The 11,838-nt window shown below is 48.9% G+C and carries 11 protein-coding genes; all 11 read left to right on the plus strand.

Annotation, left to right across the window (positions count from 1 at the left end):
• On the plus strand, positions 1–502 hold a 502-nt coding region (locus ON064_RS13810; RefSeq protein ID WP_274625221.1), incomplete at its 5' end, for a ribonuclease HII.
• Between the two features lie 121 nt (positions 503–623).
• Complete coding sequence (gene sucC / locus ON064_RS13815; protein WP_058383573.1) at positions 624–1,784, plus strand: ADP-forming succinate--CoA ligase subunit beta; 1,161 nt, start codon at positions 624–626, stop codon at positions 1,782–1,784.
• Between the two features lie 18 nt (positions 1,785–1,802).
• Positions 1,803–2,705 (plus strand): succinate--CoA ligase subunit alpha, encoded by a 903-nt coding sequence (sucD, locus tag ON064_RS13820; protein WP_101190528.1) that lies wholly within the window; start codon positions 1,803–1,805, stop codon positions 2,703–2,705.
• A 152-nt stretch (positions 2,706–2,857) separates the two neighbouring features.
• Entirely contained in the window at positions 2,858–3,601 is a 744-nt protein-coding gene (locus ON064_RS13825) for a hypothetical protein (protein ID WP_274625222.1), read from the plus strand.
• 84 nt (positions 3,602–3,685) lie between these two features.
• Positions 3,686–4,531, plus strand: coding sequence for a DNA-processing protein DprA (gene dprA / locus ON064_RS13830; RefSeq protein ID WP_274625223.1), 846 nt, complete (start codon positions 3,686–3,688; stop codon positions 4,529–4,531).
• Between the two features lie 109 nt (positions 4,532–4,640).
• Positions 4,641–6,710 (plus strand): type I DNA topoisomerase, encoded by a 2,070-nt coding sequence (gene topA, locus ON064_RS13835; RefSeq protein ID WP_058380452.1) that lies wholly within the window; start codon positions 4,641–4,643, stop codon positions 6,708–6,710.
• Positions 6,711–6,730: 20 nt separating this feature from the next.
• The gene (trmFO, locus tag ON064_RS13840) at positions 6,731–8,041 is read left to right on the plus strand and encodes an FADH(2)-oxidizing methylenetetrahydrofolate--tRNA-(uracil(54)-C(5))-methyltransferase TrmFO (RefSeq protein ID WP_058380453.1); all 1,311 of its coding nucleotides are present in this window, start codon (positions 6,731–6,733) and stop codon (positions 8,039–8,041) included.
• A gap of 69 nt (positions 8,042–8,110) precedes the next feature.
• On the plus strand, positions 8,111–9,004 hold the full coding sequence (xerC, locus tag ON064_RS13845; RefSeq protein ID WP_058380454.1) for a tyrosine recombinase XerC: 894 nt from the start codon (positions 8,111–8,113) through the stop codon (positions 9,002–9,004).
• 16 nt (positions 9,005–9,020) lie between these two features.
• Positions 9,021–9,569 carry an ATP-dependent protease subunit HslV gene (hslV, locus tag ON064_RS13850; protein ID WP_058380455.1) on the plus strand — a complete coding sequence of 183 codons (549 nt, stop codon included), beginning with the start codon at positions 9,021–9,023 and terminating at the stop codon, positions 9,567–9,569.
• Positions 9,566–10,963, plus strand: coding sequence for an ATP-dependent protease ATPase subunit HslU (gene hslU / locus ON064_RS13855; RefSeq protein ID WP_274625224.1), 1,398 nt, complete (start codon positions 9,566–9,568; stop codon positions 10,961–10,963). The genes hslV and hslU overlap by 4 nt, the downstream gene beginning before the upstream one ends.
• 95 nt (positions 10,964–11,058) lie before the next feature.
• Entirely contained in the window at positions 11,059–11,838 is a 780-nt protein-coding gene (codY, locus tag ON064_RS13860; protein ID WP_121297659.1) for a GTP-sensing pleiotropic transcriptional regulator CodY, read from the plus strand.

Raw genomic sequence — 11,838 nt, forward strand, 5'->3', positions numbered from 1 at the left:
TGTCATCTTGCCGGAAGATTGCAGCGCGTTCATCGGATTGGACGATTCAAAAATAATAGCGAAAGCGAAGCGCAACGAATTAGCGCAGCTCATCAAGCAACAGGCGATCAGTTGGTCAGTCCATATCCAGCCGCCTGAAGCCATCGACCGGCTGAATATTTACCAAGCGACAAAACAATCGATGGAAGCAGCAGCAAACAATTTGGGCACGCCACCTGATGTCGTGTTGGCGGATGCCATGAAGTTGACGCTTTCAATGCCTTCTGAAGCGATCATCAAAGGCGATGCGAAAAGTTTATGCATCGCCGCTGCATCGATCCTGGCAAAGACCGGCCGCGATGACCTAATGGATGACTATGCCGAGATGTATCCACAATACGGGTTTTCGAAGCATGCGGGATACGGTACGAAAGACCATCTCGCGGCGCTTGAAGCTCATGGCCCATGCCCAATCCACCGCAAGAGCTTTGAGCCAGTAAAATCGATGGCTGAAAGACCGTAAGAGATAGAAAATTCGAAGTTTTATGCAGAGTGGCTGTCAGCTGTGGACATTCTGTGGCAACTTTAATACAATGGTAGAGGCAATAAAATTAAGAGACAGATGTTTGATTGGAGGATGACAGATGAATATCCATGAATATCAGGGAAAACAGGTCCTGAAACAATATGGCGTATCAGTACCAGAAGGCCATGTTGCTTTTTCACCTGAAGAAGCAGTCAAAGCAGCGAAAGAACTTGGTTCGGATGTTGTCGTTGTTAAAGCCCAAATCCACGCAGGTGGACGAGGCAAGGCAGGCGGCGTCAAGCTGGCGAAAAACTTGGACGAAGTGCGTGAATATGCGAAGGAATTGCTTGGCAAGGTCCTCGTAACGCATCAGACAGGCCCAGAAGGCAAAGAAGTTAAACGCCTTTACATCGAAGCGGGCAGCAACATCGAGAAAGAATACTATCTTGGATTGGTTCTTGACCGTGAAACTTCCCTAGTCAACTTGATGGGATCAGAAGAAGGCGGCATGGACATCGAAGAAGTGGCAGCAAACACACCGGAGCGTATCTTCTATGAAGCTATCGATCCTGTTGTCGGTTTGACTGGCTTCCAGGCTCGCCGCATGGCATTCAACATGAACATCCCGGCTAAGCTTGTCAACAAAGCCGCGAAATTGATGCTAGGCCTTTACCAGGCTTATGTGGAAAAAGACGCAGCAATCGTTGAAATCAACCCATTGGTTGTTACAGGCGACGGGCAGGTAGTAGCTTTGGATGCGAAGTTCAACTTCGATGCAAACGCTCTTTACCGTCATCAGGACATCATGGAAATGCGCGATTACGACGAAGAAGATGCTAAAGAAATCGAAGCTTCCAAGTATGACTTGAGCTACATCTCTTTGGACGGAAACATCGGCTGTATGGTTAACGGTGCCGGCCTTGCTATGGCAACAATGGATACGATTAACTATTACGGCGGCTCACCCGCTAACTTCCTTGACGTTGGGGGCGGTGCCACCGCTGAGAAAGTAACAGAAGCTTTCAAGATCATTCTTTCTGATAAGAATGTCAAAGGAATCTTCGTTAACATTTTCGGCGGAATCATGAAGTGCGACATCATTGCGGAAGGCGTTATCCAAGCGGCTAAAGAAGTCAGCCTGGAAGTGCCATTAGTCGTCCGTCTTGAAGGCACAAACGTAGAAATTGGTAAAAAACTGCTGAACGAATCAGGTCTGAACATCGTAGCTGCTGGCACTATGGCAGATGGCGCGAAACAGATCGTAGAACTTGTAGGCTAAAGAAGGGCAGGGACAAAAATGAGCGTATACATTAATAAAGACACAAAAGTGCTTGTACAGGGAATTACAGGGTCAACTGCCCTTTTCCACACAAAGCAAATGCTTGAATACGGAACAAAAATCGTTGCGGGTGTAACACCAGGCAAAGGCGGAACTGAAGTTGAAGGCGTACCTGTCTTCAATACAGTTCAAGATGCCGTAGAAGCGACAGGTGCCAATGTATCTGTAATTTATGTGCCGGCTCCTTTTGCTGCTGACGCAATTCTTGAAGCAACAGAAGCTGAGTTGGATATGGCAATCTGCATCACTGAACACATTCCAGTATTGGACATGGTAAAAGTGAAGCGCTATATGGAAGGCAAGAAAACACGTCTTGTTGGACCGAACTGCCCGGGTGTCATCACTCCGGACGAATGTAAGATCGGCATCATGCCTGGCTACATTCACAAAAAAGGACATGTCGGCGTCGTATCGCGCTCTGGTACTTTGACGTATGAAGCGACTCACCAATTGTCTGAAGAAGGCATCGGCCAGTCAACTGCTGTCGGTATCGGCGGAGACCCGGTCAACGGCACGAACTTTATCGATGTATTGAAGGAATTCAATGAAGATGAAGATACGTACGCGGTTGTCATGATCGGCGAAATCGGCGGAACAGCTGAAGAAGAAGCGGCAGAATGGGTTAAGGCGAACATGACGAAACCTGTTGTCGGCTTTATCGGCGGCCAGACTGCTCCAGAAGGAAAACGCATGGGCCACGCCGGTGCGATCATTTCCGGAGGCAAAGGGACAGCTGCAGACAAGATCAAAGCAATGAACGCTGCTGGAATCGAAGTTGCAGACACACCTTCTGTAATTGGCGAAACTTTGATCAAAGTGATCAAAGAAAAAGGCCTTTACGACGCTTGTAAAACGCATTAATACACGAATCCCCGAAACATCTTTTTAGATGTTTCGGGGATTTTTTGTTTTCCGGCAATCAAAAGAAAAAATCGAGCGAATTTGCAGCGGGTTTTGCCAATCCTCATCTATAATGGAATGAATAGCATCATGCGCAAGTAGGAGGGCACGGAATGGAAGCAGAATGGGTCTTGGGGATAGCGGCAGGGGCAATCGCTGCGGCCTCTGGAATGAAGATTGCGAACAATAGGACGAAAAGCAAGAAGCAGGAATTAAAAGAACAGACGATTATGGATGAATTCGTCGTGCCGTTTCTACCGGACGTGATGGGGTTTTACCATTTGGAAGTGTTGGGAAAAGATACGCTTTCAGCTATAGACAGGGAAAAGTTGGTGGAGGGGATTTATCGACAGAGTCTCGTCGAGGAATATCGCCGTTTTGACCGCCATGATGCGCTGGACCAGTTACAGGATTTGGCGCCAGCTGCACAAAACAGCCAGCAGGAGCTGCTCAAGTTCTTGTTTTGGTACCTTGATTTTTCGAACGGCATATTAAAGGATGTGCTGGCTCAATCGAACCCTTTGCTGCGGGAAACCAGGCTGCTTGAGAAACAATTGGCGGTGTGGTGTATTTGCCATGAGGAATTACAGGCCGATGCGCCAGGCAGCGTCCCTGAATTGATCCATCATAGTTCCTATTTTTCCAGTGCATTGAAAGAAATTGAAGCCGGTGTGTTCCGTGAAATGATGGCAGATGATGAATTGCGCAGTGAGCGACGGGGGAATTTTGTCCGCATCATTTTCCAGGCATTCGAAAAGGAAGCGCAAGGGGAAGTGGAGCTGAAAGCAGTCGAGCAATTCCATGAACATTATAATAAACGGTATACTCATCGCAATAAAGGGCAAATCCGTTTTTAAAAATATTTACGGATTGTGACTGAAGCTCTATGATAAGTGTAGACGCAGCTTTTTTGCGCTGATCTTTAATGGAGGAGGACTGTCATGAACGATGAATTCACTCAACGTTTGCTTGCTTTGCATTATGTGTACCCAAAGCCTTTGAATCGCTTGGCTCCCTTGATGAAGGATGACCCGGACCTGGAATACCTGCGTTTTCGAAGCCCAGTCGATCTTGCAGAAACGATGCAAATCCCCTTGGAGAAAGCGAATGCCTTGAAGCACGGCCACCAGCGAATACGCCCCCTTATTTACCGTGATCCCCTTTATCCATCCTCTTTGCACGATTTGATCGATCCGCCTGCTGTACTTTACTTGAAAGGTGATGCCGCTTTACTGGATGCACCAGAGAAAATAGCGGTTATCGGTTCGCGAAAAGCCGAAATCTATTCGCAATCGGTTATCCAACAATTGCTTCCGCCTTTGCTGGCGGAAGGCTTTGTCATCGTCAGCGGCTTGGCTAAAGGAGCTGATGCAATGGCACATCGATGTGCCATCGATTCGGGCGGAAAAACCATTGCTGTCATAGGAAGCGGCTTTTTGCATCGCTACCCAAAAATCAACGATGAACTGTCCTTTATAATAGAAGAAACTCAATTGCTGGTGAGTGAATATCCACCGTATATGCCCCCTAGAAAGTGGAATTTTCCGATGCGCAACCGCATCATCAGCGGATTGTCGAAGGGGGTCATCGTCACACAGGCGGAAGTGAAAAGTGGAACTTTAAGCACCATTGAGCACGCATTGGACCATGGAAAAGATATCTTCGCCGTTCCTGGGGATATCTTTTCCCCGCTTTCTGCCGGTCCGCATAAATTAATTGCAGAAGGCGCAAAACCCGTCTGGAACGGGGCTCAAGTGCTGGAAGAATACCGCCACTTGAGAAGCTGAAAACTCGTGGTTCGACGAAAAGCCTTGCAATCAGCCAAAAACTGTTATACATTTTGCATCAGGTGATTCTTTACACAATTTGAAGAGACCTCTATGAGGAGGAGTATGAATGGCGGATTATTTGGTGATTGTCGAATCGCCCGCAAAGGCGAAGACAATTGAACGGTATTTGGGAAAAAAGTATAAAGTGAAAGCCTCTCTCGGCCATTTGCGCGATTTGCCGCGCAGCCAGATGGGGGTAGATGTCGAAAACAATTACGAGCCCCGCTATATCACGATTCGCGGAAAAGGCCCGATTCTACAGGATCTGAAAAAAGAAGCGAAAAAAGCGAAAAAAGTCTTTCTCGCGGCTGACCCCGACAGAGAAGGCGAAGCGATCGCCTGGCATTTGGCGAACGCGCTCGGAGTGGACGTCGATTCGGATTGCCGTGTCGTGTTCAACGAAATTACAAAAGACGCAGTAAAAGATGCATTCAAGCAACCGCGCAAATTGGATATGGATTTGGTTGATGCCCAGCAGGCACGGCGCATCCTAGACCGTCTTGTCGGTTATAGCATCAGCCCGATCCTATGGAAAAAAGTGAAAAAAGGCTTGTCGGCCGGCCGTGTTCAATCGGTTGCACTTGGCCTAATCATCGACCGCGAGAACGAAATCAAGAATTTCGAACCAGAAGAATATTGGTCGATTACAGGCGAGTTTGAAAAAGCGAAAAAAATATTCGAGGCCCAGTTTTACGGAACGCCCGAAAAGAAACTGAAGCTCTCCAATGAAGAAGATGTCAAAGCCGTGTTGGCTACGATGAAAGGCAAGGATTTCCTTGTGAAGAGCGTTGTCAAAAAAGAACGCAAACGCAATCCTTCCCCATCTTTCACCACATCCTCTCTCCAGCAGGAAGCAGCGCGCAAGCTGAATTTCCGTGCCAAGAAAACGATGATGCTCGCACAGCAGCTCTATGAAGGGATCTCGGTCGGAAAAGAAGGCGTTACCGGTTTGATCACATATATGCGTACGGATTCCACACGGATCTCCGAATCGGCCAAGCAAGATACGATCGGTTTCATCCTCGATAAATACGGCGAAGAATATGTGACGCAGAAGCCTGCAGCCAAACAATCCCAGAAGTCGCAGGATGCCCACGAAGCTGTCCGCCCGACTAGCGTACACCGGACGCCGGAATCGCTGAAGAGCATTTTGTCCCGCGATCTTTACCGCTTGTACAAATTGATCTGGGACCGTTTTGTAGCGAGCCAGATGTCACCCGCTGTCCTGGATACGGTGATGGCCGAGCTGCAAAATGGCGAAGCGATTTTCCGCGCCAACGGTTCTCAAGTGAAGTTTCCTGGTTTCATGAAGCTTTATATTGAAGGGACCGACGATAAGAAAGAAGAAAAAGACAATATTCTCCCTGAAATGAAGGAAGGCGACAAAGTCAAAGCGACTGAAATTACGCCGAACCAGCATTTCACCCAGCCGCCTCCGCGTTATACGGAAGCGCGCCTGGTGCGTACTTTGGAAGAGCTCGGGATAGGCCGACCGTCAACCTATGCGCCGACTTTGGATACGATCCAAAAGCGCGGCTATGTTGCACTCGACGCGAAGCGTTTCATCCCGACCGAACTTGGGGAAATTGTCCATCAATTGGTGCGTGATTTCTTCCCGGATATTTTGAACATCGAGTTTACCGCGAAAATGGAAAACGATCTGGACAGCATCGAAGAAAGTGAAGTAGACTGGCGTGCGATCATCGATGTCTTCTACAAAGAATTCGCCAAAGATCTCGAAGTGGCAGAGAATGAAATGGAAAAAGTCCAGATCAAAGACGAACCCGCTGGAGAAGATTGCGAGGAATGCGGTTCGCCGATGGTCTTCAAGCTTGGGCGCTACGGCAAGTTCATGGCCTGCAGCAACTTCCCGGAATGCCGCAACACAAAAGCGATCGTCAAGCATATCGGCGTCAAATGCCCTACTTGTAAAGAAGGCGAGATCGTCGAACGGAAAAGCAAGAAGCGCCGCGTATTCTATGGCTGCGAACGCTATCCGGAATGTGAATTCGTTTCTTGGGACAAGCCGATCGAACGCCCTTGCCCGAAATGCAGCAGCTTGATGGTCGAAAAGAAAGTGAAAAAAGGCGTGCAGATCAATTGCACAGCATGCGACTACAAAGAAGAAGTTCAATAATAATATAGAGGTGTTTTATCATGACGAAAATTGTAAATGTAATCGGTGCCGGCCTTGCAGGAAGCGAAGCGGCATGGCAAATCGCCAAACGCGGCGTCAATGTCAGGCTTTATGAAATGCGCCCGGTCAAACAAACGCCGGCACACCATACGGATAAATTTGCAGAATTGGTCTGCAGCAACTCGCTGCGCGCCAATTCATTGACCAATGCGGTCGGCGTCATTAAAGAAGAAATGCGCAAACTGGATTCGGTCATCATTGATGCAGCCGATAAAGCGTCAGTGCCCGCTGGTGGCGCGCTTGCAGTCGACCGTCACGAGTTTGCAGGGATGGTCACGGAAAATGTCCGCAATCACCCGCTTGTCGAAGTGATCAATGAAGAAGTGACGGAAATCCCGGAAGGCATCACCATCATAGCAACGGGCCCATTGACTTCGCCCGCGCTTGCCGAGAAAGTCCGCAAGCTGACTGGCGAAGAATATCTCTATTTCTACGATGCGGCAGCGCCGATCGTCGAAAAAGACAGCATCGACATGGACAAAGTCTATTTGAAATCGCGTTACGATAAAGGCGAAGCCGCTTATCTGAACTGCCCGATGACAGAAGAAGAGTTCCGCCGCTTCCATACGGCTTTAGTCGAAGCGGAAGTCGTGCCGCTTAAGGAATTCGAAAAAGAAATCTATTTCGAAGGCTGCATGCCGGTCGAAGTGATGGCTGCCAGAGGCGATAAGACCTTGACCTTCGGGCCGATGAAACCTGTCGGGTTGGAAGACCCGAAAACCGGCAAGCGCCCTTACGCGGTTGTGCAATTGCGCCAGGACGATGCAGCCGGCACGCTGTACAATATTGTCGGATTCCAGACGCATTTGAAATGGGGAGCGCAAAAAGAAATCTTGCGCATGATCCCGGGGCTTGAGAATGTCGAAATCGTCCGCTACGGCGTCATGCACCGCAATACATTCATCAACTCGCCGAACGTGTTGAAGCCGACCTATCAACTAAAAGCCGACCCGAACATTTTCTTCGCCGGCCAAATGACAGGTGTCGAAGGCTATGTGGAATCTGCGGGAAGCGGTTTGCTCGCGGGCATCAACGCGGCGAAGCTGGCACTTGGCGAGGAGCCGGTCGTATTGCCGGCAGAAACGGCACTTGGCAGCATGGCGCGTTACATTACTGAAGCGGATTCGAAGAACTTCCAGCCGATGAACATCAATTTCGGCTTGTTCCCGGATCTCGGCGAACGCATCAAGTCAAAGCAGGAGCGCGCTGAACGCCACGCCAACCGTGCGTTGGAGTCAATTCAAAATTATATGAATTCAGTGACGGTTTAATTGAAAAAAGCCTCTAAGTATTGGTATACTTTAGAGGCTTTTTTAATTGCCTGAAAGGCGGCGTGCCAGATGACGAAAGAACAGATGCTCGAATCGTTCATGAGCTATATCCAATTGGAAAAGAATTATTCCGCCCACACTGTCCACCAGTACCTACAGGATCTGGAGGGTTTTTTTCTGTTCCTGGAACAAGAAGGCGTGAGTGATCTGCACGAAGTCGAATACCTTCATGCGCGAAATTATGTAACGAAACTATATGAAGCTGAATTATCCAGAACGTCAATCTCAAGGAAAATCTCCGCCATCCGGTCGTTTTTCCGCTACGGCAACCGCGAATTCGGGCTCAGTGAAGCAGCGTTCCGTTCGCTGTTCCATCCGAAGAAAGAAGAGCGGCTGCCGCAGTTTTTCTACGAGGAAGAGCTTGAGCAGCTGTTCGCTTCACTCACGGGTGAAGATGCGTTGTCACTCAGGAACCGTGCATTATTGGAGTTGCTGTATGCGACCGGCATGCGCGTCAGTGAATGCGTATCGATCAAGATGAAAGATTTGGACCGCCATATGCATATTGTTAAAGTGCTCGGCAAGGGCAGGAAAGAACGTTACATCCCTTACGGCCAGTTTGCACACGACGCGTTGGAACTTTATATCGACTCGGCCCGTCCAAGGTTAATGAAGTCGAAAGAGCACGAGATGCTATTCGTCAATAGCCGCGGGGACGGGGTGACGGATCGTGGCATCCGCCATATCCTGAACGAATGCATGAAAAAGGCGTCGCTCAATTCATCGATCTATCCCCATATGATCCGCCACACATTCGCTACTCATCTATTGAACAATGGGGCGGACATGCGCACGGTCCAGGAATTATTGGGACATGCGCATCTCAGTTCCACGCAAGTCTATACGCATGTGACGAAAGACCATTTGCGCAATACGTATTTAAAAGCCCATCCAAGGGCATAAGGAGGAGAAGCTTAACATGCAGGAATTTCATGCAACCACGATCTTTGCAGTAAAGCATAAAGGTAAATCGGCTATGGCCGGAGATGGGCAAGTGACATTCGGCAACGCCGTCGTCATGAAACATACTGCGAAAAAAGTGCGCCGGCTCTACAACAATGAAGTACTGACGGGATTTGCTGGTTCTGTGGCGGATGCTTTCACGCTGTTTGAAATGTTTGAAGGCAAGCTCACCGAATTCAATGGCAACCTTCAGCGCGCTGCTGTCGAACTCGCGAAACAGTGGCGCGGCGATAAAATGCTGCGACAGCTGGAAGCGATGCTCATCGTCATGAACAAAGATGAACTATTGCTTGTCTCAGGCACCGGCGAAGTCATCGAACCTGATGATGGGATCCTGGCAATCGGCTCAGGCGGCAATTACGCGCTTGCGGCTGGCCGGGCATTGAAGAAATATGCAGGCGACCAACTAACGGCGGGCGAAATTGCCCAATCCGCGCTTGAAACGGCTGCAGATATTTGCGTCTATACCAATCACCAAATTATCATGGAGGAGTTGTCAGAATGAAAACACAAACCGATTTAACTCCCCGGCAGATTACCGATCACTTGGACCGTTTCATCGTCGGGCAAAAAGATGCCAAGCGCTCAATCGCAATTGCGCTGCGCAACCGCTATCGCCGCAGCCGCCTCGATGAAGAAATGCAGGATGAAGTTATCCCGAAAAATATTTTGATGATCGGCCCGACCGGCGTCGGGAAAACGGAAATCGCACGCCGCATCGCCAAACTGACCGGGGCGCCATTTATCAAAGTCGAAGCGACGAAGTTTACGGAAGTCGGATATGTCGGCCGCGACGTGGAGTCGATGGTCCGTGATTTAGTGGAAGCATCCGTGCGCATCGTCAAAGAAGAAAAATACGAAGCCGTAAAAGAACGCGCAGAATCCTCTGCCAACGACCGCCTTGTGAAATTGCTGGCGCCGTCGATGAAGAAAAAGCAGACTGCGCAAAATCCGCTTGAAATGTTCTTCGGCCAAAAACAAGAGCAGGAAGAGGAAGATCCGGAAGCTGAAGTGGAAGTGCGCGTCAAGCGCCGCGAAATTGCCGCTGACCTGAAAGCGGGCAAGTTGGAAGACGAGTGGGTAACAGTCGAAGTGACAGAAAACACGGCTTCCGTGTTTGACGCTTTCCAAGGATCGGGAATGGAGCAGATGGGCGAAAACATGCAGGATGCCTTGTCTTCCTTGATGCCGAAGAAAAAGAAAAAGCGCCGCATGCAAGTGAAAGACGCACGGCGCGTATTGACGGCTGAAGAATCGGAAAAGCTGGTCGATAGCGAGGAAATCTCGTCCGAAGCGATTCGCCGCGCTGAACAGCATGGCATCATCTTCATCGATGAAATGGACAAAATCGCCAGCAAAAGTTCCACTTCCTCTGCCGATGTATCGAGGGAAGGGGTCCAGCGCGACATCCTGCCGATTGTCGAAGGTTCAACTGTATCGACGAAATACGGAGCGGTGAAGACCGATTATATGCTGTTCGTCGCAGCCGGTGCATTCCATATGTCGAAGCCATCCGACTTGATCCCGGAATTGCAGGGCCGGTTCCCGATCCGCGTCGAATTGACCAAGCTGGAAGTCGATGATTTCGTGAAAATTTTGACGGAACCGAAACATTCCTTGCTCAATCAGTATAAAGCCCTTCTCGAAACAGAGGGAGTTATGGTACACTTTACTGATGCGTCAATCGTCAGACTTGCGGAAATTGCTTATGAAGTAAATCAACAGACGGATAATATCGGCGCTCGCCGACTTCATACAATATTGGAACGCTTATTGGAGGACCTATCATTTGAGGCATCTGAGATTTCACCTGCCCAAATCGATATCACTCCTCAATACGTCAACGAAAAACTTGAAAATGTGGCGAAAAACAAAGATTTGTCACAATTTATCTTGTAGAACAAGGCGTATTGGTTTCATTAAAGTGTAAAAACCTTTAGAATATTGAATAAACGGTGCGAAATACGTACGAATCATGTAGGAGGTTCATAATTATGAATTTATTGGGAAAAACAAGACGAATTAACTCTATGCTGCAGGCAGCAGCCGGCAAGCCGGTAAACTTTAAGGACATGGCTGAAACATTGAGCGAAGTCATCGAAGCAAATGTCTTCGTTGTCAGCCGCAAAGGGAAGGTACTTGGCTATGCTGTCAACCAGCAGATCGAAAACGAGCGCATGAAGAACATGCTCGAAGAACGCCAATTCCCGGTCGAATACACACAAAACCTTTCGAACGTTACAGAAACATCCGCTAACATGGATGTGAACAGTGAGCACACAATCTTCCCAGTGGAAGAGCGCGAACTATTCAAAAACGGCTTGACGACGATCGTTCCGATCATCGGCGGCGGCGAACGCCTTGGCACTTTGTTGCTAGGACGCGTTAACGACCAGTTCGGCGACGACGATTTGATCCTTGGCGAATACGGCGCGACAGTTGTCGGCATGGAGATCCTCCGTGAAAAAGGCGACCGCATCGAAGAGGAAGCACGCAGCAAAGCTGTTGTTCAAATGGCGATCAGCTCGCTTTCATACAGCGAACTTGAAGCAATCGAGCATATCTTCGAAGAACTAGACGGCAACGAAGGTTTGCTTGTTGCATCTAAAATTGCTGACCGTGTCGGCATCACGCGTTCGGTCATCGTTAATGCACTCCGTAAACTTGAGAGTGCTGGCGTCATCGAATCGCGTTCACTCGGCATGAAAGGTACGTATATCAAAGTATTGAATACGAAATTCCTTGCAGAGCTTGAACAATTGAAAATGAATTAA

The organism is Planococcus sp. A6, from assembly GCF_028823615.1.
Taxonomy (GTDB): Bacteria; Bacillota; Bacilli; order Bacillales_A; family Planococcaceae; genus Planococcus.

Coding starts and splice junctions, on each gene's coding strand:
- trmFO (WP_058380453.1), top strand. CDS start 6,731: ATGACGAAAATTGTAAATGTAATCGGTGCCGGCCTTGCAGGAAGCGAA.
- topA (WP_058380452.1), top strand. CDS start 4,641: ATGGCGGATTATTTGGTGATTGTCGAATCGCCCGCAAAGGCGAAGACA.
- xerC (WP_058380454.1), top strand. CDS start 8,111: ATGACGAAAGAACAGATGCTCGAATCGTTCATGAGCTATATCCAATTG.
- sucD (WP_101190528.1), top strand. CDS start 1,803: ATGAGCGTATACATTAATAAAGACACAAAAGTGCTTGTACAGGGAATT.
- dprA (WP_274625223.1), top strand. CDS start 3,686: ATGAACGATGAATTCACTCAACGTTTGCTTGCTTTGCATTATGTGTAC.
- hslU (WP_274625224.1), top strand. CDS start 9,566: ATGAAAACACAAACCGATTTAACTCCCCGGCAGATTACCGATCACTTG.
- sucC (WP_058383573.1), top strand. CDS start 624: ATGAATATCCATGAATATCAGGGAAAACAGGTCCTGAAACAATATGGC.
- codY (WP_121297659.1), top strand. CDS start 11,059: ATGAATTTATTGGGAAAAACAAGACGAATTAACTCTATGCTGCAGGCA.
- hslV (WP_058380455.1), top strand. CDS start 9,021: ATGCAGGAATTTCATGCAACCACGATCTTTGCAGTAAAGCATAAAGGT.
- ON064_RS13825 (WP_274625222.1), top strand. CDS start 2,858: ATGGAAGCAGAATGGGTCTTGGGGATAGCGGCAGGGGCAATCGCTGCG.